This window comes from Ancylobacter sp. VNQ12 (assembly GCF_049445835.1).
Lineage (GTDB): Bacteria > Pseudomonadota > Alphaproteobacteria > Rhizobiales > Xanthobacteraceae > Ancylobacter.
Genome location: NZ_JBMSDU010000003.1, coordinates 84,096 through 110,048 on the forward strand (window position 1 = coordinate 84,096; position 25,953 = coordinate 110,048).

Consider the following 25,953-nt stretch of genomic DNA (forward strand, 5'->3'; position numbering starts at 1 on the left):
AATCGACAATTTTCCGAATGTGGAGATCAAGGCCATGGCCAAGGATTATCGCGCGCTCACCCGTGACATCGGTGCCTATACGAGCGAGCTGCGGAAGCTGTTGCCCGACGCGATGCAGGCGTTCTATGCGCTCTCGCGCGGGGCAGGCGCCAGCGGCCGCATCGACGCCAGGACCAAGGAGATGATCGCGCTCGCCATCGGCATCACCCAGCACTGTGACGGCTGCATCGGCTTCCACGCCAAGGCGCTGCACGGCATGGGCGCGACGCGCGAGGAGATCGCCGAGGTGGCGGCGATGTGCGTCTATATGGGAGGCGGCCCCGCGCTGATGTACGCCGCCGACGCGCTGCGCGCCTTCGACCAGTTCGCGGCCGGCGAGGAGAGCTGAGACCGGCCGGCCGGCGGGCTCGCTCTTGACAGGGGGACCGGGCTTATGCCCGATGCCCCGAGACCCCGGCCGTCGAGAGTGTTGTATCGTCCATGCGTTTTCTCCCGCATCTCCTGAAGCGCTTCGTCCACAAGGGGCGGCTCGTCGTCATCGAGCCGAACGGCCAGCGCACCTCCTTCGGCACCGGGCAGGACGGTCCTTCGGTCGTGCTGCAACTGCACGACGAGAAGCTGGACCGCGAGCTGTTCTTCAATCCCGAGCTGGTGTCGGCCGAGGCCTATATGGACGGCCGATTGAGCTTCGAGGACGGCTCGACGGTGTACGACTTCCTCTATCTCTTCTCGATCAACCGGCGTGGTCTCGCCTCGCATCCGGTGCAGCAGGCGCTGCGGCGCGGCTGGCGCGCCTTCAAGCGCTGGCACCAGTCGAACCCGCTGGGAAAGTCGGCCAAGAACGCCCAGAGCCATTACGACCACCCGCCCGAATTCTACCGGCTCTGGCTCGACAGCCAGATGATCTATTCCTGCGCCTATTTTCCCACGCCCGAGACTTCGCTCGAAGACGCCCAGCAGGCCAAGCTGCGCCACATCGCGGCGAAGCTGAAGCTGGAGCCCGGCATGCGGGTGGCGGAGATCGGCTCGGGCTGGGGCGCGCTCGCCATCTATCTCGCCAAGCTTGGCGTGCATGTCACCGCGATCAACGTCGCCACCGAGCAGCTGGCGGAATCGAAGAAGCGTGCCGAGGCGGCGGGCGTGCTCGACCGCATCACCTTCTTCGAGCGCGATTATCGCGACCTCACCGGCACCTTTGACCGCATCGTCTCCGTCGGCATGATGGAGCATGTCGGGGTGAACCATTTCGACGAGTATTTCTCGACCATCAAGCGGCTGCTGGCGCCCGGCGGCTTCGCCATGATCCACGCCATCGGACGCATGTCGCCGCCCGGCACCACCGCACCGTTCATCCGCAAGTACATCTTCCCCGGCGGCTATGTGCCGGCCATGTCGGAGGTGTTCACCTCGCTGGAGCGCGTCGGCCTGTGGACGGCCGACTGCGAGATCCTGCGGCTGCACTATTACTGGACCATCCGCCACTGGCGGCTGAACTTCGAGGCCAGGCGCCCCGAGGTGGTGGAGATGATGGGCGAGCGTTTCGCCCGCATGTGGGAATTCTATCTCGTCGCGGTCGAGCTCGGTTTCCTGCACGGCTCGAACATGGTGTTCCAGCTGCTGCTGTCGAACGAGCGCGACGACGTTCCGGTGATCCGCGATTTCATCGTGGATGAGGAAAGGGCGCTGGCGAGGGCTTGAGAAAGCACGTCGCACCGCCACGCCCCAGAGCGAACGTCATCCTGAGGTGCCCGGCCAAGGGCCGGGCCTCGAAGGATGTTCATTCGGGCGCACCTGAGCGACCATCCTTCGAGGCTCGCTGTGCTCGCACCTCAGGATGACGGTAATCCGCGAGTGAGTCTCCAGGGAGCCTTACTTACCAGCGAATGCCGTCCTACGCCTTCGCCCCATAGGCCGCGAGGAACACCCGCACCGCGCGGTCGACGGTTTCTTCGATCTGCGCGGGCGTCGGCGGCGTCGGGTTGCCGAACAGCAGCTCCTTGGCCAGCTTGCCCTGGCACATGTTGAGGAACAGGTGCGCGTCGGCGAGGTCGTCGTCCAGCACGAGGCGACCGAGATCCGCCTGCTGGCGCAGCAGCGCGGCGAGGCGCTGGCCGCCATGGCAGGGGCCGGCGTCGAAGAAAGAGCGCCCCACGCGAGGGAACTTCTCGGCGACGGCGATGACCATGCGTACCAGACGGATGTGGTCCGGCTGCACCATCATGGTCATGAAGGAGATGCCGATTCGCCGCAGCACGCTGGCGACATCGCCGGTCGAGGTGTCGACCTCGAAGAGATGTTCGGCCGAGCGGGCGCGGTCGTTCAGCACCAGCGCCTCAAACAGCTCTTCCTTGCTGCTGAAGTAGACGTAGATCGTCGCCTTGGAAACGCCGGCGGCCTTGGCCACCTCGTCCATGCTGGCGCCGTCGAAGCCCTTGTCGAAGAACACGCGGCGCGCGCCGTCGATGATGTCGCGGCGCTTCGTGGATTCGGGCTCGGCGCGCGGTGCGGCGCGATCGGTATCGGATTCGGTAATGCTCATGGCCACCTCTTGGCCCCAGTGCATAGGGCGTGGAGCCCCTCTCTGTCAAAGAGATTGACTAAACGGTTTAGTTTGATATGTAAAGCGACAAGTGAACTAAACAGTTTAGTTTGTGACAGGTGAGGCAGCCATGGCTCAATCCGGCCTGAAGGCGATGGAAGTTCTCGAACCGGAGCGTCCGCAGGGCGCCGAGCCGGTGCCGCTCACGACGCGCCGCAAGGCCGAAGCGGCGCCCTCGCAGACCTCGGCCGCGCCGCTCGATGCACCCGCGAAGCCGAAGCGCTCGCGCCGGCAGCTGGTGTTCGGCGCCATCCTTCTCGCCGCGCTCGCGGGGGGCGGCTATTACGGCCTCGACTGGTGGCGCGTGGGGCGCTTCCTCGTCGCGACCGATGACGCCTATGTCGGTGCCGACACCTCCGTCCTCGCCGCCAAGGTGAGCGGTCATATCGTGGCGGTCGAGGTCGAGGCCAACCAGCCCGTGAAGGCCGGGGATGTCATCGCCCGCATCGACGACGGCGACTACGCGCTGGCGCTCAAGGCGGCGGAGGGCAAGATCGCCACGCAGCAGGCGGCCATCGACCGCTACGGCCAGCAGATCGAGGCGGCGCGCGCCAATGTCGACCAGGCCAAGGCGCAGCTCGTCGCCGACCAGGCCGAGCTGAACCGCACCGAGCTTGAGCTCGGCCGCCAGTCGGAGCTGGTGAAGTCGCAATTCTCCAGCCGCGCCACGCTCGACAATGCCCGCGCCGACCGCGACAAGGCGCAGGCGGCGGTCGATGCCGGCAAGGCCTCCGTCACCTCCGCCGAGGCCAACATCGCGGTGCTGGAGGCCCAGCGCAACGAGGCCGCGCACACGCTGGCCGAGCTGCGGACCGCGCGCGATCAGGCGCAGCGCGACCTCGATTTCACCGTCATCCGCGCGCCGTTCGACGGCATCGTCGGCAACCGCGCCGTTCAGGTCGGGCAATTGGTGCAGGCCGGCACGCGGCTCATCGCGCTGGTGCCGATCCGCAAGGTCTATGTCGACGCCAACTTCAAGGAGACGCAGCTTGGCAGGCTGCAGGCCGGCCAGAAGGTGAATGTCGAGGTCGACGCCTATCCGGACGAGGAGTTCCACGGCCGCGTGGTCAGCGTCGCGCCGGCGTCGGGATCGGTGTTCAGCCTGCTGCCGCCGGAGAACGCCACCGGCAACTTCACCAAGATCGTGCAGCGCGTTCCCGTGCGCATCGAGCTCGACGAGGCCGCCCGTGACAAGGCGGAACTGCGCCCCGGCATGTCGGTGGTCGCCACCGTCGACACGCGGACGGGAACAGACGGGAAGTAGGGCCGCAGAGGACGATACTCCCTCTCCCGGTGGGGAGAGGGGTGGGGTGAGGGAGCTCGACGCTTCGCAATCGTGTCACCCCTCACCGACCCGCTGCGCGGGCCACCTCTCCCCGACGGGGAGAGGGAAAGTGATAGGGGCCGCTGCCCCCCGGCGCCACCAACAGGACGACGACCATGTCGGACATCACCAGCACAGCAGGAGCCGCCCCGCGGGCGGCCTCGTCGGAGGGACGGCGCATGTTCGCCTTCCTCTGCATGGTGTTCGGCATGTTCATGGCGATCCTTGACATCCAGATCGTCTCGGCCTCGCTGGCGGAGATCCAGGCCGGTCTCGCCGCCTCGTCCGACGAGATTTCCTGGGTGCAGACCAGCTACCTCATCGCCGAGGTGGTGATGATCCCGCTCTCCGGCTTCCTGTCGCGCGCCCTGTCGACGCGCTGGCTGTTCGTTGCCTCGGCGGTCGGCTTCACCGTCATGAGTTTCATGTGCGCGACGGCGACGAGCATCAACCAGATGATCGTCTATCGCGCGCTGCAGGGCTTCCTCGGCGGCGGCATGATCCCGACCGTGTTCGCCGCCGCCTACTCGGTCTTCCCCAAGGAGAAGCAGTCCGTCGTCGCGCCGCTGATCGGCCTGGTGGCGACGCTGGCGCCGACCATCGGCCCGACCATCGGCGGCTATCTCACCGACCTGTTCTCCTGGCACTGGCTGTTCCTGGTGAACATCGTGCCGGGCATCTTCGTCGTCGTCACCACCGCGATGCTGGTCGATTTCGACGAGCCGGACCTCGCGCTGCTCGACCGCTTCGACTGGTGGGGCCTCATCTTCATGGCCGGCTTCCTCGGCAGCCTCGAATTCGTGCTGGAGGAGGGGCCGACCAATGACTGGTTCGAGGATGAAGCGATCTTCTTCTTCGCCGTGGTCGGCACCTTTTCGGCAATCGCCTTCTTCGCGCGGGTGTTCATGGCGCGCGAGCCGGTGGTGGATCTGCGGGCTTTCGCCAATCGCAATTTCGCCGTCGGCTCGGCGTTCAGCTTCGTGGTCGGTATCGGGCTTTACGGGCTGACCTACCTCTACCCGCTCTACCTGGCGCGCGTGCGCGGCTATTCGGCGCTGATGATCGGCGAGACCATGTTCGTCTCCGGCCTCGCCATGTTCATCTGCGCGCCGATCGCCGGGCGGCTGATGGGCAAGGTCGATCCGCGCGCGATGATCGCCTTCGGCTTCGGCGCCTTCGCGCTCGGCACCTGGCAGGTCACGGGACTGACCAAGGACTGGGACTTCTGGGAGCTTCTGGTGCCGCAGATCCTGCGCGGCGTCGGCATCATGATGGCGATGATTCCCATCAACAACATCTCGCTCGGCACGCTGCCGCCGGCGCAGCTGAAGAACGCCTCCGGCCTGTTCAACCTGATGCGCAATCTCGGCGGCGCGGTGGGCCTCGCACTCATCAACACCGTGCTGAACGACCGCTGGGACCTGCATCTCGCGCGCCTGCACGAGAACGTGCAATGGGCGAGCGCCGTGGCGGTCGAGCGGCTCGACACCATGACCCGCTCGCTCTCCGCGCTCGGCTCGGACGCCGACGTGGCGGCGTTGAAGAAGATGGCGGGGCAGGTGCGCATCCAGGCCGAGGTGATGGCCTTCTCCGACGTCTTCCTCGTGCTGACGGTGCTGTTCGTCGCGCTCCTGTTCGCCTCGCCGCTGATGAGCCGGCCGGTCAACAAGGGCGGTGGCGGCGGGCACTGAGCCCGGCATGCACGACGCGCTTGCCGTCGTGCCGCCGCTCGGCTAAAGAACTTTTCCAGAGAGTAACCTCGCGAGAGCCGAGCCGTGACGCATTCGTCCGTCCGCTGCTATTCCGCGACCCCGGCCGCCCTGCGGTTCACGGGGAAGGCTCTCATTGCGTCCGGGCTCCTTCTTCTTAGCCGCCCCTGAGGGCCGGCCGGGCTTATGCCTGGGCGCTCAGGGGACGACGCCTCCACTGTACGATCCGCCTGAATGACAGATTTGCGCCGGACGATGTCCGAGGGACAATGCCGCAAGCGTGGCACCCGGCGCCGGAGACAAGAAGGAAGCTCCAATGTCCAACGCCAGCAATTCCAACGCCGATCATGGCAACCGCGTCATCATTTTCGACACCACCCTGCGTGACGGCGAGCAGTGCCCCGGCGCCTCCATGACCTTCGAGGAGAAGCTGCAGGTCGCCGACCTCCTCGACACCATGGGCGTCGACGTCATCGAGGCCGGTTTCCCCATCGCCTCCAATGGCGATTTCGAGTCGGTCGCCGAGATCGCCCGCCGCACCAGGAACGCGGTGATCGCCGGTCTCGCCCGCGCCATTCCCGCCGACATCGCCCGCGCCGGCGAGGCGGTGAAGCATGCGCGCCGCCCGCGCATCCACACCTTCGTCTCCACCTCGCCGATCCACCTCGAGCACCAGATGCGCAAGACGCAGGAGCAGGTGATCGACATCATCACGGCGACCGTCGCCCAGGCGCGCAACCTGATCGACGACATCGAATGGTCGGCGATGGATGCCACCCGTACGCCGATCGACTATCTCGCGCGCTGCGTCGAGACCGCGATCAAGGCCGGCGCCACCACGATCAACCTGCCCGACACGGTCGGCTACGCCACGCCGTCGGAATATGAGGCGATGTTCCGCGAGGTCCGTGCGCGCGTGCTCGACCGCGTGCCGAACCCGGAGAAGATCGTGTTCTCCGCGCACTGCCACGACGATCTCGGCCTGGCGGTCGCCAACTCGCTGGCGGCGCTGGCCGGCGGCGCGCGGCAGATCGAATGCACCGTCAACGGCCTCGGCGAGCGCGCGGGCAACGCGGCGCTGGAAGAGGTGGTGATGGCGATCCGCACCCGCGGCGACGTGCTGCCCTATGAGACCGGCATCGACGCCTCCATGGTGACGCGCGCCTCCAAGCTCGTCTCCGCGGTGACGTCGTTCCCCGTGCAGTACAACAAGGCCATCGTCGGCCGGAACGCCTTCGCCCATGAGAGCGGCATCCATCAGGACGGCATGCTCAAGAACAACACCACCTACGAGATCATGACGCCGGAAAGCGTCGGCGTGTCGAAGACCTCGCTGGTGATGGGCAAGCACTCCGGCCGCGCCGCCTTCCGCGACAAGCTGAAGGCGCTCGGCTACGAATTGGGCGAGAACGCGCTGAACGATGCCTTCACCCGCTTCAAGGACCTCGCCGACCGCAAGAAGGTGGTCTATGACGAGGACATCGAGGCGCTGGTCGATCAGGAGATCGCCGCCGCGCATGACCGCATGAAGCTGGTCTCGCTCAGCGTGATCGCCGGCAGCCACGGGCCGCAGCGCGCCACCATGAAGATGGCGGTCGACGGGGTCGTCATCACCGAGGAATGCGAGGGCAACGGTCCGGTGGACGCGGTGTTCAACTGCATCCAGGCCATCGCGCCGCACACCGCCAAGCTGGCGCTCTACCAGGTGCACGCGGTGACCGAGGGCACGGACGCGCAGGCGGAAGTCTCGGTGCGGCTGGAGGACGGCGACAAGGCGGTGACCGGGCGCGGCTCCGATCCGGACACGCTGGTCGCCTCGGCGCAGGCCTACATCATCGCGCTCAACAAGCTGCAGCTGAAGCGCCAGAGCCTCAACGCGCAGGCCCAGCCGGCCGCCGAATAAGCTCACAACAGCCTGTAGGAACAACGAAACCCCGGCCGCGAGGCCGGGGTTTTTGTTTGGGAAGTCCGGCTTACTGGGCGCCCGGAGGCAGCGGCTGGTTCGGATCCGCATTGCCGGGCCGGCGCGGCTGCTGCTGCTGCGGGGGCTGCTGCTGCCCGCGCATCTGCTGAATCTGCTGCTGCTGGGCCGCCCTCTGCTGCTGGATCTGCTGTTGTTGCGCGGCGCGCTGCTGCTGCACGGCTTGCTGCTGCGCCGCGCGCTGCTGCTGGATCTGTTGCTGCTGGGCGGCGCGCAGCTGCTGCGCCTGCTGGGCCTTCTCCTGCTGCGCGGCGCGCTGTTGCTGGATCTGCTGCTGTTGCGCGGCCCGCTGCTGCTGCGCAGCTTGCTGCTGGGCCGCACGTTGCTGCTGAATCTGCTGCTGCTGGGCTGCCCGCTGTTGCTGCACGGCCTGCTGCTGAGCTGCCCGCTGCTGCTGGATCTGCCGCTGCTGTTCGGCGGCGCGGCGCTGAGCTTCCACGGCCTGTTGCTGCTGCTGGGCGCGCAGTTGCTGCGCCTGCTGAGCGCGTTCCTGCTGAGCCCGCTGCTGCTGCTCGGCGGCGCGACGCTGGGCTTCCACCCCCTGCTGCTGGTTCTGCAGCTGCTGGGCGCGGATTTGCTCCTGTTGCGCGCGCTGGCGTTGCATCGCGTCCTGCTGGGCGGCATTCGGAGCGTTCTGCGGTCTGCCGGGGGCGACGGCCGGGCGATAGCCCGGCATGCCGGGGTTGCCCTGCATGCGCTGCGCCCGCTCGAGATATTGCTGGCGCACGCGGTCGGCCCGCGCGCGGCGCTGATCGTTCAGCTGCTGCTGCTGAGCCGCGATCTGCGCGTTGCGCGCCATCGCGTTGCGGCGCATCTCCTCCAGCCGGGTCGCGCGCTGCTGCTCGAATTTCTGCATCTGCTGGCGATACAGGTCGGGCTGGTTGAAGCGGGCCTGCCGGAGCGCGCTCCGCTGGTTGGGCTCAAGCACATTCAGCAGGGCGGCGGAGGGGGCGAACACGCCGCGCGGGTCGCGATCGGCGTCGACATATTGGCGGATGATCGCCCGCTGGCCCGGATTGAGCCGGCGCTCATAACGCGGCGGCGGGCCGAACCGGTTGCCCATCGCGATGGCGGGGGCGAAGATTCCGAGCTGGCCGTTGCCATAGAACACGTCGTCGCGGTTTTCGACAAAGACGACATCGCGGGTGTAGAGGCGGTCGCGGATACGGCCATCATAAACATCGTAGCCGAAGCCGCGATTGACGTAGTAGCCGTCATCCCAGCTCGGCTCATAATAGTCCGGTGCTGCGGCGAGAAACACATTGGTCTGCGGGATCGGCGCGACATAGATGGCGAGGTCTTCCTCGGCCATGTAGCGGTCCTCGACGAAGACCCAGCTCTCGGCGACCGGCGGCGCATAATAGTTCGCCCGGCCGAGCGCGTATCCCGGACGGTCCGGCGCGATCGGCGCCCAGCCCGTGCGCCCGCCGCCGCGCCGCCAGGTCACCCAGGCCGGCGACCAGGTGTCGCCGGGCACCCAGAACCAGCCATAGGACGGGTCATATCCCCAGCGCCCGTAATGGTAGGTCGCCCAGCCGAACGGCTCGTAGGATTCCCAGTACCAGCCATATTGGTCGGTCCAGACCCAGCGGCCTTCCTGATAGGGGCGCCAGTCCGGTCCGACATTGGTGGGGACGAAGACGAACTCATAGTCGGGGTGCTCCACCCAGGTGCCGTAGCGGCCCAGCTGATCGTAGAACACGTTCACGTCGAGGGGCGCGTTCGCCTGCGTGGCATAATCGGGCGGCCCGTTCTGCGCAGAGGCGGGCAGCATGGCGCTGGTGGCGAGCAGGCCCGCGGTGAGGCCCGCGACGAGCAGCGGACGATAGAAACGAAGCATGGCAGGCACCTCGTGCGATCCACGGTGGGTACGTCTAACGTCCCCACCTCATTATGGTTTCAAATATAGATTTGGCAGATTGAAAATTAATCGGACATGAACAGCCGCTATAGATCGTGTCAAAACTGTGTTTTAAAGGTGTCATGAGACTATCTGAATTTTAATTACACTGAGCGCTGGCATTCAAGCTCGCTGTTGTTCATTGATTCGGCGTGCCTTCCAAATAATCGTTGGGGGCGGTGTCTGCGTGTCAGGCGTCACCTCCACAGGCTCGGAGGCGCCTGCCACAAAGATGCCGGGCGCGTTAGCCAAACTTGCGGTTCACGCCAGCGGACCGCGCTTGCCCATGTCTCGCCTCACAACGCACCGTCCTGCATGACGATCTCCGTGACTGCGCCAACGCTCGCCGGTGCGGATGCGGGGTTGCGCTGGTCCACCGGGCGACGTCCGCCGGTCCGCGCCGTGCCGACCGAGTTCATCGCCTCGCTGGCACTCCATGCCGCGCTGGTCACTGCGGCGGCCCTGCTCGCCATATCGTCGCCGCTGTCGCCCCCCACGGAGAATGCGGTCGAGACCGAGGTCATCAGCGCCCGCGATTTCGACGCGCGGTTCCGTCCGCCGCCGTCCTTGCCCTCCGCCGCTGCGGAGCCGTCGGGAGAGGCCGCCACCCCGGCCGCCGCGCAGCCTTCTCCTGTCAGGCCGGAGGCCGTCGCACCGCTCGGGCCGCCCGATATGATGCACCCCTCGCAGATGCTGTCCGAACAGGCGCTCGCCAATCCACGCAGCCGTGGGCTGCGGCGGGAGCTCGGCCGGCTCGTCGAGGAGGACCGCGTGGCCCAGCTGTGCAACCTTGAGGCGATGGAGCAGATCCATGCCTGGCGGCAGGACTTCCAGCCCGACCGTCTGGTCGACTATGCGCGCTCCGATACGCGGATGGAGGGCCACACGCTCATCGCCCAAGGCGGCGCCTTCCGCAGCGCGCGCAACTGGTACGAGGTGTCGTACCAGTGCGAGCTGGATGCGGGTCTGGGCAAGGTCGTGGGCTTCGCCTTCCACGTCGGGTCGGCGATCCCGCGCGAGGAATGGGTGGCGGACAATCTGCCGGCAGTGCACTGAAGTTCAGGCCGGGGCAGGTAGGTCGCCGCATTCGGCGGTTAGGCGGGCCTTCAAGGCTTCCGCCAGCCGGGCAATGGCCCGGTGCTCGGCGAATTCGCGTCCATCCAGCGCCGTCACGGCACGGATGACGCGCACCGAATTGGTGAGGAACACCGCTTCCGCGCCGGCGAGCGTCTCCGGGAGGAGCGGCCGCTCCGCCACCGCAAAGCCGAGCGCGGGAGCCATCTCGATCACCAGCGCCCGCATGATGCCGGGCAGGCATCCCTCGCTGAGCGGCGGGGTGACGAGCGTTCCCTCGACCAGAGCGAAGATGTTGGCGATGGCCGAGCAGGCGACGCGGCCTTGTGTGTTGAGGATCAGTGCGTCGTCGGCGCCGGCCAAGGCCGCCTCGCGCGCGGCGAGAATGTGGTCGAGATAGCCCAGCGTCTTGAGGTTCGCGGTGGGTGAGAACTCATTGCGCCGGCCACTCGCCGTTACCAGCCGCGCCGTCTGGCCGAGCAGCGCCGGGCTCCAGGGCGAGGTGGTCACGAGAACCGTCGGCGCGCCGGCGCTGGCGGGCCACAGACCCCGCGCCGCGGTGCCGCGGGTGAGCGTGGTGCGGATGATCGCCGGTGCGGCGGTCAGTGCCGCGTCGATCGCATCCTCGATGCGGCGCCGGTCCACCTCGATGCCGATGGTCCGCGCCGCGTCGATCAGGCGGACGATATGCCGCTCGCGGGCGAACACTTTCCCGTTCAGCGCCAGTGCCGTGTCGAACACGCCGTCGCCGAGGGTGAAGCCGCGATCTGCCGCCGACACAACGGGGCTCACCGCTCGCTGCCCCATCGCGCGGGCCACACCTTGGCCCAGTCCGGTGTCGGCAGGGCGGCTGATGCGAGCAGCGGGGGATAGGCGCGCGGTTCCTCGTCCACCCCGCTGACGGCCGGCCGCACCGACGACCGGACCGGCAGGCCGGCGAGCCGCAGGAAATTCGCCAGCAATTCGTAGCCGGGTCCGGTGAGCACGGATTCCGGGTGAAACTGCACGCCATAGGTCGGGTGCTCGCGATGGGCGAGGCCCATGATCTCGCCATCCTCGCTCCAGGCGGTGGCGATGAGCGGGGAGCCTTCTTCCAGCTCCACCGCGAGCGAATGATAGCGCCCGGCGGGAAAGGGGGAGGGCAGTCCCTCGAACACGCCCGTCCCGACATGGCGCACCTGCGAGGCGCGCCCGTGCATCGGTTCCTTCGCCCGCACCACGCGACTGCCGAAGGCCTGGCCGATGCACTGGTGGCCGAGGCAGATGCCGAGGATCGGCAGGCGGCCGGAGAAAGTCCGCACGGCGTCGAGCGAGACGCCCGCCTCGTTGGGCGAGCAGGGGCCGGGCGAGATCACCAGCGCCGCGGGGCGCAGGCGCTCGATCGCGTCGAGGTCCAGCGCGTCGTTGCGCATCACCTGCACGTCTTCGCCGAGTTCGGTGAGGTAGCGCGCGACGTTGAAGACGAAGCTGTCGTAATTGTCGATCAGCAGGATCATGCGGCACCCTCCGGCTTGAAGGTGCGGAACAGCCTTTCCGCCTTGGTCAGGCTTTCCTCATATTCGGCGACGGGATCGGACAGGGTGGTGATGCCCCCACCGACGCCGAAGCTCGCCACACCCCCCTCCACCGTCACGGTGCGGATGGCGATGTTGAAATCCATCGTGCCGTCGAAGCCGATATAGCCGATGGAGCCGCAATAGACGCCGCGCGGGCGTTGCTCCAGCTCGTGGATGATCTCCATGGCGCGGATCTTCGGCGCGCCGGTGATCGAGCCGCCGGGGAACGACGCCGCCATCAGGTCGAGCCCGTCGCGCCCTTCCTCCAGCGTCCCCGTCACCACCGAGACGAGGTGGTGCACATTGGCATAGGTCTCCAGCCCGCACAGGCGCGGCACCTTCACCGTACCGGGACGGCACACGCGCGAGAGATCGTTGCGCAGGAGGTCGACGATCATCACGTTCTCGGCGCGGTCCTTCTCGCTTGTCGTGAGTTCCCGCCCGCGAAAGGCATCGAGCGTCGGCTCGACGGAGCGCGGCACCGTGCCCTTGATCGGTCGCGTCTCGACCTGCGCACCCGTCAGCTTCACGAAGCGCTCGGGTGAGGAGGAGGCGATGGTCCGGTCCTCGTTCACGATCAGCGCGGCGAAGGTCGCCGGGTTGGCGCGGCGCAACTGGTCGTAAAGGGCGAACGGGTCGACCTCGCCGATCTCCGTCTCGAAGCGCTGGGTGAAGTTGGCCTGGAAGATGTCGCCGGCGCGAATGTACTCGATGACCCTTCCGACCGCCGCCTTGTAGCTCTCGGCCTCGAAGTTCGAGCGCCAGCGATCGGCGGCGACCGTGGCGCCGAGTTCGGGCAGGGGAGCAGCAAGCCGGGCGGTGGCGTCCTCCAGCCGCTCGCGTGCGCGGCGGGAGCGCTGCGCCGGGTCGCTCTCCGGCCAGCCGGTCGAGATGACGAAGGCGCGCCGGCCCGCCATGTCGAAGGCGAGGGTGAGGTCGTAGAAGCCGAGGTCGATCTCCGGGCCTTCGCCCGCCTCCGGCGCGGCGGTCGGGAAACGGTCGAACAGCCGGCCAGCCTCATAGGCGATATAGCCGGCCGCGCCGGCCTGGAAGGCGGCGTCGCCCGGCAGGCGGGGCTGGGCATAAGTTTTCAGGCGTGCGCGCAGCGCGTCGAGCGGGGCATCGGCCTCGCGCTCGCCGTTCCAGCGCGCCACGCCGCCCTCGACGCGGAAGCGCCCGAAGGGCTGCGCCATCACATAGGACCAGCGCCCGAGCAGCGGATGCGTCATCGCGCTGTCGAGGAAGACGAGCCCGTCCGCGCGCGCCCCCCCGCCGCCGGCGAGCCGGCGCGCGGCCTGCCAGGGGTCCTGGAAGGCGATCTCGACGACGAGCGGAGGCGGTTCCTGAATCATGGGCTGAATATGGGACCTCGTGCGTCGTCTTCCTAGAACGGTCGCGCAAAGACGAAAACACCTGATCATCAAGGAGCTATTGGCCAAACGGCCACTTGACGCTCAGGCACGCGGATGATGGCTTAGACGCTCAAACTGGCGACGGTCCTGACCGCAGCGCCAGATGCGTGAAAAACGTCGTCAAGATAGTCTCGGGAGGGACGTATGAGGAAGTTGAAGTCGGCAGCGGTCGCGCTCGCCGCCCTGGCGTTGTCCGCCGCATCGTTCGGCTCCGCCAGCGCACAGGATTTTCCCAACCGCACCGTGACCATGGTTGTGCCGTTCGCGGCCGGCGGCCCCACCGACACGGTGGCGCGCCTCGTCGCGGAATCGATGTCGCGCTCGCTCGGCCAGCAGGTCATCGTCGAGAATGTCGGCGGCGCCGGCGGCACCCGCGGCGCGGGCCAGGTCGCCAAGGCAGCGCCGGATGGCTACACGGTTCTCCTGCACCATATCGGCCAGGCGACCTCCGCCACGCTGTACCGCAAGCTGCCCTACAACGTGCTCACGGACTTCGAGGAAGTCGGCCTCGTCACCGACGTGCCGATGACCATGATCGCCAAGTCCGGCCTGGAGCCGAAGGATATTCCGGGCCTGATCGCCTATGTGAAGGCGAACAAGGACAAGGTGATCTACGGCAATGCCGGCGTCGGCTCGGCCTCGCATCTGTGCGGCATGCTGTTCATGTCGGCGCTGGGCACGCAGATGACCACCGTTCCCTATCAGGGCACGGGTCCGGCGATGAATGACCTCGTCGGCGGCCAGATCGACCTCATGTGCGACCAGACCACCAACACCACCGGGCAGATCAAGGCCGGCAAGGTGAAGGCCTATGGCGTCACCACCCCGAACCGCCTGAAGTCGCTGCCGGACATTCCGACCTTCAAGGAAGGTGGGCTGCCGGGCTTCGAGGTTGCCGTCTGGCACGGCATGTACGCGCCGAAGGGCACCCCCAAGGCGGCGATCGACAAGCTGAACGCGGCGCTCGTCGCGGCATTGCAGGACCCGAAGGTGATTGCCCGCTTCGCCGATCTCGGCACCGAGCCGGTGGCCCTCGACCGTGCCACCCCGGAAGTGCACCAGAAATTCCTCGCGGCGGAAGTCGCCAAGTGGAAGCCGGTGATCGAGCAGGCCGGCGTCTTCGCCGACTAGAATGACACAGCAGTCAGGTCCGCCCGCACTGCCGCCCCATCGGGCCGGCGGGGCGGGCGGACAGCTGTATTGAGTTGAGGAAGGTAGGGGCGGGTATGACGCGTTTCGTTAAAAACCCGAGGAACGTCGCCACCGGATTGCTGCTGATAGCGGCCGCGGCCCTGTTCACATGGCAGGGCCTGGATCTGCCCCTGGGGCGGGCCATCCGCATGGGGCCGGGCTACTTCCCGATGATCCTTTCCGGCCTGCTGGCCTTTCTCGGCCTTATCGTCCTGATCACCGGCATCGCCCTTCCCTCCGAGCATGACGGCGGCATTCATTTCCGCCACTGGCCGTGGCGTGCCTTGTCGCTGGTCACGCTGGCCGTAGTGCTGTTCGGCCTGAGCATTCGCCCGCTCGGCCTCGGCCCGGCCATGGGACTTGCCGTCTTCATCTCGGCGCTGGCCAGCCAGAAGTTCAACCTTGTCACCGGACTCGTTTCGGCGGGCATCATGGTCGCCTTTTCCTGGGCGGTGTTCATCAAGGGCCTCGGCCTGCCGCTGCCCATGCTCGGGCCGTGGCTCGGCGGCTACTGATCGGGAGCGGGTACCTTGGAAATCTTTGACAATCTTGCCCTCGGCTTTTCCGTCGCCTTCACCTTCCAGAACATTGCCTATTGCTTCCTGGGCGTGCTGCTCGGCACGCTGATCGGGGTGCTGCCGGGCCTCGGCCCGGTGCCGACCATCGCCATGCTGCTGCCGATCACCTTCGGCCTGCCGCCGGTGGCGGCGCTGATCATGCTCGCGGGCATCTATTACGGCGCGCAATATGGCGGCTCCACCACCGCCATCCTGATCAACCTGCCCGGCGAGAGCTCCTCGGTCGTCACCGCGATCGACGGCTACCAGATGGCGCGGCAGGGCCGCGCCGGCGCCGCACTGGCCACGGCCGCGCTCGGTTCGTTCTTCGCCGGTTCGGTCGCGACCTTCCTGCTCGCCGTGTTCGCCCCGCCGCTGGCCGACCTCGCGCTGAAATTCGGACCGCCGGAATATTTCGCGCTGATGGTGCTCGGCCTCGTCGCCTCGGTGGCGCTGGCTTCCGGCTCGGTGGTCAAGGCGCTGGCGATGGTGGTGTTCGGCATCCTGCTCGGCCTGTCCGGCCAGGACGTCTACACCGGCACGCCGCGCTTCACCTTCGACATGCTGGAACTGGCCGACGGCATCGAGTTCGTCGCGCTGGCGATGGGCGTGTTCGGCGTCGGCGAGATCGTCCGTAATCTCGAGGACGAGCACACACGCACGGTGACGGTGCAGAAGGTGAAGGGGCTGCTGCTGTCGAAGGACGACGTCAAGCGCATCCTCGGCCCGATCCTGCGCGGCACCTTCCTCGGCTCCTTCCTCGGCATCCTGCCGGGCGGCGGCGCGATTCTCTCTTCCTTCGCGGCCTATTCGATCGAGAAGAAGATCTCCCGGCATCCCCAGAAGTTCGGCAAGGGCGCGATCGAGGGCGTCGCCGGTCCGGAGGCGGCCAACAATGCCGGTGCGCAGACCTCCTTCATCCCGATGCTCACCCTCGGCATCCCCTCAAATCCGGTGATGGCGCTGATGATCGGCGCGCTGATCATCCAGGGCATCGTGCCGGGCCCGAATGTCGTCAACGAGCAGCCGAGCCTGTTCTGGGGCATCATCGCCTCGATGTGGATCGGCAATTTCATGCTGGTGGTGCTGAACCTGCCGCTGATCGGCATCTGGGTGCGGCTGCTGACCGTGCCGTACCACATCCTGTTCCCGCTGATCGTCGGCTTCTGCTGCATCGGCGTCTACAGCGTGAACAACAACGGCATCGACGTGTACACGATGGCCCTGTTCGGCATCGTCGGCTACGTGCTGGTGAAGCTGCACTGCGAGCCGGCGCCGCTGCTGCTCGGCTTCATCATCGGCCCGATGCTGGAAGAGTATCTGCGGCGCGCCATGCTGATCTCGCGCGGCGACCCGACGGTGTTCTTCACCCGGCCGATCTCCGCCACCATGTTGGCGCTGGCGGCGCTGGCGCTCGTCGTCGTGCTGCTGCCTTCGGTGCGCAAGAAGCGCGAAGAAGCGTTCCAGGAGTGAGTGTCCACAGGGCTGTTGGGGAAAGATGAGGAAGCGGGGCTGTCGCTATGGACAGGCCCGGATGCCTCTGCTACACGACCCCCCGTTCGCAAGGCAACGCCGCGCGGCAAGGGCGCATAGCTCAGTTGGTAGAGCAGCTGACTCTTAATCAGCGGGTCCTAGGTTCGAGCCCTAGTGCGCCCACCAAATCTCCGGTCGATGGAATTTTGGTGGTTTTCGGCGGTGAGGATTGATCCTCCCCGTCAGGTCTTCAGGCCGTTCCGGGCCTATATCAACCGGACGACTTTCACTTCGCCCAAGTCACAGGCCGCGAAGAGGCGCTCATCCTCTGTGCGCATGCGCGGCACCGAGACCCCGTGCATTGCGGGTTTTCATGCCTATATGGTGGGGCAGGTCATGCTGGCGCTTGATGCCGGTTCTCGGAGGACCGCAAGATCGAACATTCAGGCAGCATGCTCTGCGCCCATTGCCGGCGCTGCGGCCGTCGCTCGGCGGTGGCCCGCGGCGACCAGAACGCTCTGGCTGCACCGGGGCCGGACGAGCCGGCGCCGCGTCTGCGCTGCGACATGTGCGGCGGCCGGCAGGTGACGCTGTTCAACGCACGCGGACCGGTGGAAATGCTGGCCTTCCTCACCGGGCGCATCTGACCCGCGCGTCCAATGGCGAACGATTCAGCTTCTGGCGCGTTACTCCCGCGACATGGCTTTCCGGGCCGGGAGAACGATGATGGCGAACATGAAGGGCGGCTCCAACGGAGCAGACGAAGTGGTGGCGGCATCGAGCCGGGGCGCAACGGCGGCGACACGGCCGGGCGCATCGCCGAAGCCGCTCAGGGTTGCCGCGCCGGCTGATCTGCCGGTGACGGGTGTCGCCCGTCCGGAGCGGCGCTATTCCTTCAACATGCTGGTTGCCACCGCGCTGCTGGCCTTTGCCGCCGGGCGGATTTACGGACGCTGAGCCGCGCCCATTCACCACGCTCTCGTGCGCGGCCATTTTTCGGAAAGAAGCTCGATGCAGACCCTCACCGTCCGTCATGTGACGCAGTACGATTACGCCAATCCCGTCGTGTTCCAGCCGCACCGGCTGATGCTGCGCCCGCGCGACAGCCACGACCTGCGGGTGGTCAGCGCCGAGCTCTCGCTCTCGCCGCATGCCAATGTGCGCTGGCTGCATGACGTGTTCGGCAATTCCGTCGCGGTGGTCGATTTCCTCGAACCCGCCAGCCAGCTGAAGATCGAAAGTGTGCTGACGCTGGAGCGCTACGGCATCGGCGCGCCGGTGTTCGAGATCGAGGACAGCGCCAGGGAATATCCCTTCGTCTATTCCCCGGATGACCGCATCGACCTCGGCCGCATGCTGGACTGCCATTACCCCGATCCCGGCAATGAGCTGGAACAGTGGGCCAAGGGGTTCGTCGCCGCGCGCCCGACCGATACGATGGCGCTGCTCGCCGACCTCAACAGCGGCATCCATAACGGCTTCTCCTATAATCTCCGTCATGAGGAAGGCACGCAGGCGCCGCTGGAGACCTTGCGGCTCGGCACGGGCTCCTGTCGCGATTTCGCGCTGCTGCTGATCGAGGCGGCGCGTGCGCTCGGCTTCGGCGCCCGCTTCGTCACCGGCTATCTCTACGATCCCGCGCTGGACGGCGATGCGCCGGCGGTGGTCGGCGCCGGTGCTACCCATGCCTGGGCCGACATCTACCTGCCGGGCGCCGGTTGGGTGGAATTCGACCCGACCAACGGCACGATCGCCGCCGACAACCTGATCCGCGTCGCCGTCACCCGTGATCCCAGCCAGGCGGTGCCGGTGGCGGGCGGCTTCACCGGGCTGGTCGGCGACTATCTCGGCATGAATGTCGATGTGACGGTGCGGGCGCTCGCGCCGGAAGCTCTAGCCGCCTAGGCCTGAGCGGATTACCCTTCTCGCCGGTTTCGGGCGGGGAGGGGACGGCATGAGTTTTCAGCTCTGGGCGTGGCTGGCGCTGCTCGCCTACACGCTTCACATCCTGGAAGAATATACGTTCGACTGGCGCAACTGGGCGCGCGCGGTGATCAAGCTGCCGGTCGAGTGGAGCGACTTCTATCTCACCAACGCCGCCGTCGTGGTGCTCGGCTTCGCGCAGGCGCAGATGGTGGGCCTGTTGCCGCTGGCACCGTTGGCCTTCGCGGCGCTGATGATCATCAACGCCACCTTCTTCCATGTTCTGCCGATGGTCACCACGCGCGGGCGCTTTTCACCCGGCGCTTTCACGGCGGTCGCGCTGTTCTATCCGGTTGGTCTCGGCGTCTACGTCTCGGCCGCCGCCGAGGGCCTGCTCACCACCGGCGCGGTCATCGGCTCCATCCTGATCGGCGCCCTGCTGATGGCCTATCCCGTCGTCATGCTGCGGCTGAGGGGCCTGCCCTATTTCCGGCAGGCCCCGTGACGCGGCTCAGGCGCCGGCGCTCTCCAGCGTCGGGTAGTCGACATAGCCCTTGGCGCCACCGCCATAAAGGTGGTCGCGGTCCAGCTCGTTGAAGGCGACGCCGCGGCGCAGACGCTCCACCGCGTCCGGCGAGGAGACGAACGGCTTGCCGAAGGCCACGAGGTCGGCCTTGCCGGCGGCGACAGCCTCTTCGGCCATGGCCTTGTCGTAGCCGTTATTGACCATCCAGGTGCCGCTGTAGCGCGTGCGCAGCGCCTCGAAGTCGAAGCCGGGGACGATGTCGCGCGGACCGCCGGTGGCCCCCTCGATCATGTGCACATAGACCGGGTGCAGGCTCTCCACGACGTCGAGCACATGGTTGAACAACGCCTGCGGGTTGCTGTCCGACAGGCCGTTCGCCGGCGTTACCGGGGAGAGGCGGATGCCGGTGCGGTTCGCGCCGATCTCGCCGATCACGGCGGCCAGTACCTCCTTGAGGAAGCGCGTGCGGTTCTCGATCGAGCCGCCATAGGCATCGGTGCGCTGGTTGGCGCCGTCGCGCAGGAACTGGTCGATGAGATAGCCATTGGCGCCGTGGATCTCGACGCCGTCGAAGCCGGCGCGGATGGCATTGGCCGACGCTCTGCGGAAGTCGTCGACGATGCCGGGAATTTCTTCCAGCGTCAGCGCGCGGGGCGCGTCGACTTCCGCGAAGCCGTTGTTCACATAGGTCTTGGTCTCGGCCCGGATGGCGGAGGGGGCGAGTGGAGCGGCGCCGCCCGGCTGCAGCGAGCGATGCGAGACGCGCCCGACATGCCAGAGCTGGACGAAGATACGCCCACCCTTCGCGTGCACCGCGTCGGTGACGCGCTTCCAGCCCTCGACCTGTGCTTCGGTGAACAGGCCGGGCGTGTCCTGATAGCCCTGGGCGGTGTCGGAGACCTGCGTCGCCTCGGTGATGATGAGGCCGGCGCTGGCACGCTGGCCGTAATATTCGACGGCGAGCGGGGAGGGGACGAGGCCTTCGACGGCGCGGTTGCGCGTCAGCGGGGCCATGACGATGCGGTTCGACAGCGTGATGTCGCCGAGGCGATAGCTGTCGAACAGGGACTTGGTGGTAGCCAAGGTCAACTCCTGTGCGTTTGGTGCGTCGCCCCTATTCGGGTACGCGCTTCGCAAACAGATTTAAGCGCCGCGCGCCGGGTTCCAAGGGGCGAACGCACGGTCTTTTCGCAATGCAGCGAAAGCCGGCTTTCACACCTGACTGTCGACCGCCGCCGGGAGCGCGCTAGGAGATTGGGGCCGGCATCGGCTAGAAGGGGCGGCCGGGCAACGGGGCCTCTTCCGCATGATCGACATCGCCACGCGCGTCTACAACCACACCTGGAAGATCGATCCGATCGTCCGCTCCGTGCTCGACACGGATTTCTACAAGCTGCTGATGGCGCAGACGATCTATCGCCGCCATTTCCAGACCCGCGTGACCTTCGGCATCATAAACCGTACCCGGAGCGTGCGCATCGCCGATTTCGTCGACGAGGGGGAACTGCGCGAGCAGCTCGACCATGTGCGCTCGCTGGCGCTGACGCGCGGGGAATCCACCTGGCTGCGCGGCAATATGTTCTACGGCAAGCGCCAGATGTTCTCGCCGGACTTCATCGCCTGGCTCGAAGGCTTCCGCTTCCCCGCCTATCACCTCGAAAAGCGCGACGGCCAGTACGAGCTGACCTTCGAAGGGCCGTGGATCGAGACCACCATGTGGGAAATCCCGGCGCTCGCCATCATCAACGAGCTGCGCTCGCGCGCGGTACTGCGCAGCATGGGGCGCTTCGAGCTGCAGGTGCTCTATGCCCAGGCGATGACGCGGGTGTGGAAGAAGGTCGAGCGGCTGAAAGCGCTGGGCGGCGCCAATGTCGCCGATTTCGGCACCCGCCGGCGTCACGGCTTCCTGTGGCAGGACTGGTGCGTGCAGGCGATGATGGAGGGGCTGGGCGAGAGCTTCCTCGGCACCTCCAACTGCCTGATCGCGCTGCGGCGCGAAGTGGAGGCGACCGGCACCAACGCGCACGAGCTGCCGATGGTCTATGCCGCGCTGGCCGATTCGGACGCGGAGCTGGCCGAGGCGCCCTACAAGGTGCTGTCCGACTGGCAGAAGGACTATGAGGGCAACCTCCGCGTCATTTTGCCCGACACCTTCGGCACGACCAATTTTCTCGCCAATGCGCCGGACTGGGTCGCCGGCTGGACCGGCATCCGCATCGACAGCAAGGATCCGATCGAGGGCGGCGAGGAAGCGATCGCCTGGTGGCGCGCGCGCGGGCAGGACCCGACGCAGAAGCTCGCCATCTTCTCCGACGCACTCGACATCGACGACATTGAGCGCGTCTTCCGTCATTTCGAGGGCCGCATGCGGATGGGCTTCGGCTGGGGAACGTTGCTGACGAACGATTTTCGCGGCTTTGGCCGGAATGGCCGGCTCGATCCGATATCGATCGTGTGCAAGGTCATTTCCGCCGACGGTCGACCCACCGTGAAGCTCTCCGACAATCCGACCAAGGCGATGGGGCCGCCGGAGGAAATCGCCCGCTATGAGCGGGTGTTCGGCGAGGCGCCGAAGCTCGCTCGCGCCGCCCTTGTGTGAGGCGGGTGGGGTGTGAATAACGGCTCAGTTTGGAGGTATTCGAGTAAACAACGGGTGGGGGCTGTCAAATCGGGCCCAGAGTTGCCGCAATCCGTGGTCAATCTTAAAAATCAGTGATGTGGCTTTCTTGCACCAAGCCGGCTGCTGCGGTTAATGTGCGCGCCGGAGCGTGCGAAGCGGAAAGCCAGAGTCGAGTGGAAGCGGACCTGCAAGGGTTCGCCAAGAACCGGAAATAACGCATGCGAAGTGTCCAGCACCGTGAAACCGAGTGGATGACTGCCGGCGCCGAATGGCGCTGCCCGTCGGAGCCCCGATCCGCTGCCGAGACTTTCGTGCCTTCCGATTCCGAACTGTGCCTGTCGCGCGTGCCGTTCAGCTGCGCTGCTGTCCTCAAGCCTCCGGTAGAGTGACCAGCGCCATGTCGACTTCATCGCAAGAGCCGCGCGGTACGGGCCTTTCATCGACACTTGTCAGCGATTTCCGCGCAATTTTGAACTCTCTCGAGCAGGAGAAGGCGGCTCGCAAAGGCGGTTCCGATGACGCTGCCGCCTCTGGCGCCGCCGACCGGAGCGCTGGCGAGACGGCGGCTCCAGCCGTGGCCACCTCCGCTCCCGGTCCGGTGCCGCCGCGCCGGCCTGCCCCGCCGAACCGGCCCGCGCCGCCCCCCTATTCGGATGTCCGCAACCAGATCGCCGCGCTCGGCGAGGTGAGCGACATGTTCGCCGGCCGCCCCGCCGCTGCGGGTGCCGCAAGCGCTCCCTCCGCGCCGCGCGCCGCTACGGCGTCCGCCGATGCCGCTTCGGCGGTGCCGCCGACCGAGGCCGGCAAGCCGATCAATGCGCGGGCGGCGACGCCGGTTCCGCTCGCGGCGATCGCTGCTGCCGATACGAGGCGGCGTGGTTTCGGCGCGGCGCGCGAGGGCGAGGTCGTCACTCGCCGCCGCCGTTCGACGTCATCCGACGTCATCACCTGGAAACGCCTGGGCGTGTTGACCGTCTGCATGGCCCTGGCCGGCGGCGGGGCCATGGCGCTGCAGTCCGTGGTCGGTCGCGAGGAAGCCAAGGTCGCGCCCGAGGCGATCGGTAACGCCGCTATCGCCAGCGTGGCGCCTTCTGTGCCCCTGGCCGCGGTCTCGGCTCCGGCGCCGGAAGTGGAGGCGTCCGCCCCTCCCGCGGCTCCGGCCTTCGCGATCGGCGCAGCGCCCGCGCCGGCAACGATTCCCAACGTGGCCGCCATCGTGGCCGACGTTCCCCAGCCCTTGCTGCGCAACGCCGAGCCGGTGTTCGACACGTCGCCGCGGCCGAAGGTTCCGGCCAGCGCTGCGGCTTTCGCATCTCCCGATTCCGGCGATGCCGATGCCACCCTCGCGGCGAGCGAGGCGCCCAAGGCGGCGGCTCTGCCCAAACAAGCACCGCTGCCGCCGGCCCGCCCGGTTGCCGCCGCCGCGCCCGCCGACGCCGGTTCCACCGCAGCCCATGCGGCCGATGCCGAATCGGCGGCCGACGATGCGCCGGATGGCGAAGCCCCGGCCCAGGCCGTTTTCGGGGGCGATCCGGTCGGCACGGTGACGATCCGCTCCTCCGTCACCATGCGCTCCGAGCCGAAGCGCGGCGCCGCCGCCATCGGCAACCTGCAGAGCGGCCAGAAGGTCGATCTCGTCGCCTGTGACGGCTGGTGCGAGGTCATCGTCGAGGGCAAGCGGGGCTTCATCTACAAGAGCTTCGTCGATGCCCGCTCCGCCCGACAGGCGGACGCAGCGCCGCAGTGAACGACGCAGGCGCGGTAACATCCTGAATCAATGATTGAACCCGAGCCGGCGGGGAAGGTGCCCCGCATGGCTCGTCACGACTCCGGTCGCGTGTTAGACCCCGAGCCCAGCAGTATCACCTGAGGAATTTCGTCATGGCCCAGAGCCCGGCTGCGGAGAGCGCGCCTATCCGTGTAGGCGTCATCGGTGTTGGCGTCATGGGGTACAACCATGCGCGCGTCCTCGGCGACCTTCCCGGCGCGCAGATGGTGGGCATCGCCGATCCCGACGAGGGACAGCGCGGCAGGGTCTCCGCCCTGCTGGGGTGCACGGGCGTAGGCTCGGTGGATGAGCTGATCGCGCTCGGTGTCGATGCACTGGTCATTGCCGCGCCGACGCATCTGCACCACGACGTCGCGCTGGCCGCCATCGCCGCCGGCAAGCATGTGCTGGTGGAGAAGCCCATCGCACCCACCGTCGCCGAGGCCGAGGCCATCGTCGCCGCCGCCAAGGCCAAGGGCGTGGCGCTGATGGTCGGGCATGTCGAGCGCTTCAATCCGGCGGTCGAGGCAGTCAAGAACGCCATTCGCGGCGAGGAGATCCTCTCCATCGGCATCACCCGTGTCGGTCCGTTCCCCCCGCGCATGTCCAATGTCGGCGTGGTGATCGACCTCGCCGTGCACGACATCGACCTGATCTGCCACTTCACCGGCTCGCATATCGTGGACGTGCAGCCGCAGGTGAAGGCGGCGGTGGCCGATCGCGAGGATATCGCGCTGCTGCAGTTCCGCACCGCCAACGGCGTGCTGGCGCACATCAACACCAACTGGCTGACGCCGTTCAAGGCGCGGACGGTGCATGTCGCCACCCGCAACAAATACGTCATCGGCGACCTGCTCACCCGGCAGGTGACCGAGTGCTTCGACTACAAGCCGGATGGCAGCTATTCCATGCGCCATCTGCCGGTCGCCTATGCCGAGCCGCTGCGCGTCGAACTGACCCGCTTCCTGGAAGCGGTGCGCGGCGGCCGCGACCCCGCGGTGTCGGGCGAGGATGGCGTCGCCGCCATCGCGACCGCCATGCGCTGCCTCGACAATTTCCCCGCCCCGAAATCGGCCCCCGAGACGCCCCTGCGCGTCGTCGCCGCCGGCTGAGCGAGACAACCGAATGAATTCGCACGTGAAGACCGAGAGCGTTCCCGTGGCCCTGGCGCCGATCCCGTTCATCGACGTCGCCTCCCAGCGCGCCCGTCTCGGCACGCGGATCGACGAGGCGGTGACGCGGGTGCTGAACCACTGCCGCTTCGTGAACGGCCCGGAAGTGACCGAGCTGGAGAGCAAGCTCGCCGCCTTCGCCGGTGCCAAGCATGCGATCTCCTGCTCCAGCGGCACGGATGCGCTGGCGATGATCCTCATGGCCTGGGGCGTCAAGGCGGGGGATGCGGTGTTCTGCCCGTCCTTCACCTTCTGCGCCACCGCCGAGGTGGTGCCGTGGGTCGGCGCGACGCCGGTTTTCGTCGACGTGCTGGAAGACACCTTCAACATGGATCCGCGCAGCCTTGAGGCCGCGATCAAGGTCGCCACGGACAAGGGCCTCAATCCGAAGGTGGTGATCCCGGTCGACCTGTTCGGCCAGCCGGCCGATCTCGACGCCATCCTCGCCATCGCCAAGGCGCATGGGCTGAAGGTGCTGTGCGACACCGCGCAGGGGTTCGGCGCCACCTGGAACGGCCAGCGCACCGGTTCCTTCGGCGATGCCACCGCCACCAGTTTCTTCCCGGCCAAGCCGCTCGGCTGCTTCGGCGATGGCGGGGCGGTGTTCACCGATGACGACGATCTCGTGCCGGTGCTCAAGAGCGTGCGCGAGCACGGCCAGGGCGTCGACAAATACGAGAACGTGCGCATCGGCATGACCGGCCGTCTCGACACGATCCAGGCAGCTATCCTGCTGGAAAAGCTGGCGATCTTCGAGGACGAGATCGCCGCCCGCCAGCGTGCGGCCGCGCGCTACAACGCGGCGCTGGCGGATGTCGCCATCGTCCCGGCGGTCGATCCGCGCGCGACCTCGATCTGGGCGCAGTACACCATCCGCCTGCCGCATGGCGTGCGCGACGGGCTCGGCGCGGCGCTGGCCCGCGAGGGCGTGCCGACGGCGGTGTATTACCGCATCCCGATGCATCGCCAGCCGGCCTATGCGCAGTACCCCGCCGCCGGCAACGGCCTGCCGGTGTCCGAGCGGCTTTCCGGCGAAGTGATCAGCCTGCCGATGCACGCCTATCTCGACGAGGCGGCGCAGGACCGGGTGATCGCGGCGGTGCGGCGGGCGCTGGGAAAGTAGCGCGTTTCGCTGCGTCTTGTAGAATGGACGGGTTCCGAGGGAGCC

At 67.3% G+C, this 25,953-nt stretch carries 23 protein-coding genes, 1 tRNA gene and 1 pseudogene; 18 read left to right on the plus strand and 7 right to left on the minus strand.

What is annotated here, in order from left to right; all coding sequences use genetic code 11:
- Positions 1 to 34: 34 nt before the first annotated feature.
- Together ACO2RV_RS06965 and ACO2RV_RS06970 are read left to right on the plus strand one after the other, a co-directional pair.
- Positions 35 to 388, plus strand: coding sequence for a carboxymuconolactone decarboxylase family protein (locus tag ACO2RV_RS06965; RefSeq protein WP_423291219.1), 354 nt, complete (start codon positions 35 to 37; stop codon positions 386 to 388).
- A gap of 92 nt (positions 389 to 480) precedes the next feature.
- Complete coding sequence (locus ACO2RV_RS06970) at positions 481 to 1,698, plus strand: class I SAM-dependent methyltransferase (protein ID WP_423291221.1); 1,218 nt, start codon at positions 481 to 483, stop codon at positions 1,696 to 1,698.
- A gap of 193 nt (positions 1,699 to 1,891) precedes the next feature.
- On the opposite strand, the gene ACO2RV_RS06975 is transcribed toward ACO2RV_RS06970, so the two are convergent.
- Entirely contained in the window at positions 1,892 to 2,539 is a 648-nt protein-coding gene (locus ACO2RV_RS06975) for a TetR/AcrR family transcriptional regulator (RefSeq protein ID WP_423291223.1), read from the minus strand.
- A gap of 130 nt (positions 2,540 to 2,669) precedes the next feature.
- On the opposite strand from ACO2RV_RS06975, the gene ACO2RV_RS06980 reads away from it, so the two are divergent.
- A complete protein-coding gene (locus ACO2RV_RS06980; RefSeq protein WP_423291225.1) occupies positions 2,670 to 3,863 on the plus strand; it encodes an HlyD family secretion protein in 1,194 nt (397 codons plus the stop codon).
- 82 nt (positions 3,864 to 3,945) lie between these two features.
- Here the strand turns inward: ACO2RV_RS06980 and ACO2RV_RS06985 are convergent, their stop codons facing one another.
- On the minus strand, positions 3,946 to 4,104 hold the full coding sequence (locus tag ACO2RV_RS06985; protein WP_423291573.1) for a hypothetical protein: 159 nt from the start codon (positions 4,102 to 4,104) through the stop codon (positions 3,946 to 3,948).
- Here ACO2RV_RS06985 and ACO2RV_RS06990 point away from each other — a divergent pair.
- On the plus strand, positions 4,040 to 5,614 hold the full coding sequence (locus ACO2RV_RS06990; protein ID WP_423291227.1) for a DHA2 family efflux MFS transporter permease subunit: 1,575 nt from the start codon (positions 4,040 to 4,042) through the stop codon (positions 5,612 to 5,614). The genes ACO2RV_RS06985 and ACO2RV_RS06990 overlap by 65 nt on opposite strands.
- 334 nt (positions 5,615 to 5,948) lie before the next feature.
- Complete coding sequence (locus ACO2RV_RS06995) at positions 5,949 to 7,535, plus strand: 2-isopropylmalate synthase (RefSeq protein WP_423291229.1); 1,587 nt, start codon at positions 5,949 to 5,951, stop codon at positions 7,533 to 7,535.
- Between the two features lie 70 nt (positions 7,536 to 7,605).
- Here the strand turns inward: ACO2RV_RS06995 and ACO2RV_RS07000 are convergent, their stop codons facing one another.
- Positions 7,606 to 9,453, minus strand: coding sequence for a DUF6600 domain-containing protein (locus tag ACO2RV_RS07000; protein WP_423291231.1), 1,848 nt, complete (start codon positions 9,451 to 9,453; stop codon positions 7,606 to 7,608).
- Positions 9,454 to 9,840: 387 nt separating this feature from the next.
- Between ACO2RV_RS07000 and ACO2RV_RS07005 the strand changes: the two genes are divergently transcribed.
- A complete protein-coding gene (locus tag ACO2RV_RS07005) occupies positions 9,841 to 10,569 on the plus strand; it encodes a DUF930 domain-containing protein (RefSeq protein ID WP_423291233.1) in 729 nt (242 codons plus the stop codon).
- Between the two features lie 3 nt (positions 10,570 to 10,572).
- Here ACO2RV_RS07005 and ACO2RV_RS07010 read toward each other — a convergent pair whose 3' ends face one another.
- The 3 genes and pseudogenes from ACO2RV_RS07010 to pabB form a co-directional block, all read right to left on the minus strand.
- Positions 10,573 to 11,379: an aminotransferase class IV gene (locus tag ACO2RV_RS07010; RefSeq protein ID WP_423291235.1), complete on the minus strand. Its 807-nt coding sequence runs from the start codon at positions 11,377 to 11,379 to the stop codon at positions 10,573 to 10,575.
- A 143-nt stretch (positions 11,380 to 11,522) separates the two neighbouring features.
- A pseudogene (locus ACO2RV_RS07015) lies at positions 11,523 to 12,083 on the minus strand (anthranilate synthase component II); the annotation flags it as partial.
- A complete protein-coding gene (gene pabB, locus ACO2RV_RS07020; protein ID WP_423291237.1) occupies positions 12,080 to 13,495 on the minus strand; it encodes an aminodeoxychorismate synthase component I in 1,416 nt (471 codons plus the stop codon). The gene pabB and the pseudogene ACO2RV_RS07015, both read right to left, overlap by 4 nt.
- A 204-nt stretch (positions 13,496 to 13,699) precedes the next feature.
- Between pabB and ACO2RV_RS07025 the strand changes: the two genes are divergently transcribed.
- The 8 genes from ACO2RV_RS07025 to ACO2RV_RS07060 all read left to right on the plus strand — a co-directional run bounded on the left by ACO2RV_RS07025 (position 13,700) and on the right by ACO2RV_RS07060 (position 19,204).
- Positions 13,700 to 14,686 (plus strand): tripartite tricarboxylate transporter substrate binding protein BugD, encoded by a 987-nt coding sequence (locus ACO2RV_RS07025; RefSeq protein WP_423291239.1) that lies wholly within the window; start codon positions 13,700 to 13,702, stop codon positions 14,684 to 14,686.
- A gap of 95 nt (positions 14,687 to 14,781) precedes the next feature.
- The gene (locus ACO2RV_RS07030) at positions 14,782 to 15,261 is read left to right on the plus strand and encodes a tripartite tricarboxylate transporter TctB family protein (RefSeq protein ID WP_423291241.1); all 480 of its coding nucleotides are present in this window, start codon (positions 14,782 to 14,784) and stop codon (positions 15,259 to 15,261) included.
- Between the two features lie 15 nt (positions 15,262 to 15,276).
- Complete coding sequence (locus tag ACO2RV_RS07035) at positions 15,277 to 16,776, plus strand: tripartite tricarboxylate transporter permease (RefSeq protein WP_423291243.1); 1,500 nt, start codon at positions 15,277 to 15,279, stop codon at positions 16,774 to 16,776.
- A gap of 110 nt (positions 16,777 to 16,886) precedes the next feature.
- Positions 16,887 to 16,962 (plus strand) — tRNA-Lys (locus ACO2RV_RS07040).
- 266 nt (positions 16,963 to 17,228) lie between these two features.
- Positions 17,229 to 17,423, plus strand: coding sequence for a hypothetical protein (locus tag ACO2RV_RS07045; RefSeq protein ID WP_423291245.1), 195 nt, complete (start codon positions 17,229 to 17,231; stop codon positions 17,421 to 17,423).
- A 79-nt stretch (positions 17,424 to 17,502) separates the two neighbouring features.
- On the plus strand, positions 17,503 to 17,733 hold the full coding sequence (locus ACO2RV_RS07050) for a hypothetical protein (protein ID WP_423291247.1): 231 nt from the start codon (positions 17,503 to 17,505) through the stop codon (positions 17,731 to 17,733).
- Between the two features lie 54 nt (positions 17,734 to 17,787).
- Positions 17,788 to 18,681, plus strand: coding sequence for a transglutaminase family protein (locus ACO2RV_RS07055; RefSeq protein ID WP_423291249.1), 894 nt, complete (start codon positions 17,788 to 17,790; stop codon positions 18,679 to 18,681).
- Positions 18,682 to 18,730: 49 nt separating this feature from the next.
- On the plus strand, positions 18,731 to 19,204 hold the full coding sequence (locus ACO2RV_RS07060) for an HXXEE domain-containing protein (protein ID WP_423291251.1): 474 nt from the start codon (positions 18,731 to 18,733) through the stop codon (positions 19,202 to 19,204).
- Positions 19,205 to 19,210: 6 nt separating this feature from the next.
- Here the strand turns inward: ACO2RV_RS07060 and ACO2RV_RS07065 are convergent, their stop codons facing one another.
- Positions 19,211 to 20,308 carry an alkene reductase gene (locus ACO2RV_RS07065; protein ID WP_423291253.1) on the minus strand — a complete coding sequence of 366 codons (1,098 nt, stop codon included), beginning with the start codon at positions 20,306 to 20,308 and terminating at the stop codon, positions 19,211 to 19,213.
- Between the two features lie 223 nt (positions 20,309 to 20,531).
- Between ACO2RV_RS07065 and pncB the strand changes: the two genes are divergently transcribed.
- The 4 genes from pncB to ACO2RV_RS07085 all read left to right on the plus strand — a co-directional run bounded on the left by pncB (position 20,532) and on the right by ACO2RV_RS07085 (position 25,908).
- Positions 20,532 to 21,824 carry a nicotinate phosphoribosyltransferase gene (gene pncB / locus ACO2RV_RS07070; RefSeq protein WP_423291255.1) on the plus strand — a complete coding sequence of 431 codons (1,293 nt, stop codon included), beginning with the start codon at positions 20,532 to 20,534 and terminating at the stop codon, positions 21,822 to 21,824.
- A 595-nt stretch (positions 21,825 to 22,419) separates the two neighbouring features.
- Complete coding sequence (locus ACO2RV_RS07075; protein WP_423291257.1) at positions 22,420 to 23,592, plus strand: SH3 domain-containing protein; 1,173 nt, start codon at positions 22,420 to 22,422, stop codon at positions 23,590 to 23,592.
- 134 nt (positions 23,593 to 23,726) lie between these two features.
- Complete coding sequence (locus ACO2RV_RS07080; RefSeq protein ID WP_423291259.1) at positions 23,727 to 24,725, plus strand: Gfo/Idh/MocA family oxidoreductase; 999 nt, start codon at positions 23,727 to 23,729, stop codon at positions 24,723 to 24,725.
- Between the two features lie 13 nt (positions 24,726 to 24,738).
- Complete coding sequence (locus ACO2RV_RS07085) at positions 24,739 to 25,908, plus strand: DegT/DnrJ/EryC1/StrS family aminotransferase (protein WP_423291261.1); 1,170 nt, start codon at positions 24,739 to 24,741, stop codon at positions 25,906 to 25,908.
- Positions 25,909 to 25,953: the final 45 nt, after the last annotated feature.

Coding starts and splice junctions, on each gene's coding strand:
- ACO2RV_RS06965 (WP_423291219.1), top strand. CDS start 35: ATGGCCAAGGATTATCGCGCGCTCACCCGTGACATCGGTGCCTATACG.
- ACO2RV_RS06970 (WP_423291221.1), top strand. CDS start 481: ATGCGTTTTCTCCCGCATCTCCTGAAGCGCTTCGTCCACAAGGGGCGG.
- ACO2RV_RS06975 (WP_423291223.1), bottom strand. CDS start 2,539: ATGAGCATTACCGAATCCGATACCGATCGCGCCGCACCGCGCGCCGAG.
- ACO2RV_RS06980 (WP_423291225.1), top strand. CDS start 2,670: ATGGCTCAATCCGGCCTGAAGGCGATGGAAGTTCTCGAACCGGAGCGT.
- ACO2RV_RS06990 (WP_423291227.1), top strand. CDS start 4,040: ATGTCGGACATCACCAGCACAGCAGGAGCCGCCCCGCGGGCGGCCTCG.
- ACO2RV_RS06985 (WP_423291573.1), bottom strand. CDS start 4,104: ATGCGCCGTCCCTCCGACGAGGCCGCCCGCGGGGCGGCTCCTGCTGTG.
- ACO2RV_RS06995 (WP_423291229.1), top strand. CDS start 5,949: ATGTCCAACGCCAGCAATTCCAACGCCGATCATGGCAACCGCGTCATC.
- ACO2RV_RS07000 (WP_423291231.1), bottom strand. CDS start 9,453: ATGCTTCGTTTCTATCGTCCGCTGCTCGTCGCGGGCCTCACCGCGGGC.
- pabB (WP_423291237.1), bottom strand. CDS start 13,495: ATGATTCAGGAACCGCCTCCGCTCGTCGTCGAGATCGCCTTCCAGGAC.
- ACO2RV_RS07025 (WP_423291239.1), top strand. CDS start 13,700: ATGAGGAAGTTGAAGTCGGCAGCGGTCGCGCTCGCCGCCCTGGCGTTG.
- ACO2RV_RS07030 (WP_423291241.1), top strand. CDS start 14,782: ATGACGCGTTTCGTTAAAAACCCGAGGAACGTCGCCACCGGATTGCTG.
- ACO2RV_RS07045 (WP_423291245.1), top strand. CDS start 17,229: ATGCTCTGCGCCCATTGCCGGCGCTGCGGCCGTCGCTCGGCGGTGGCC.
- ACO2RV_RS07050 (WP_423291247.1), top strand. CDS start 17,503: ATGGCGAACATGAAGGGCGGCTCCAACGGAGCAGACGAAGTGGTGGCG.
- ACO2RV_RS07055 (WP_423291249.1), top strand. CDS start 17,788: ATGCAGACCCTCACCGTCCGTCATGTGACGCAGTACGATTACGCCAAT.
- ACO2RV_RS07060 (WP_423291251.1), top strand. CDS start 18,731: ATGAGTTTTCAGCTCTGGGCGTGGCTGGCGCTGCTCGCCTACACGCTT.
- pncB (WP_423291255.1), top strand. CDS start 20,532: ATGATCGACATCGCCACGCGCGTCTACAACCACACCTGGAAGATCGAT.
- ACO2RV_RS07080 (WP_423291259.1), top strand. CDS start 23,727: ATGGCCCAGAGCCCGGCTGCGGAGAGCGCGCCTATCCGTGTAGGCGTC.
- ACO2RV_RS07085 (WP_423291261.1), top strand. CDS start 24,739: ATGAATTCGCACGTGAAGACCGAGAGCGTTCCCGTGGCCCTGGCGCCG.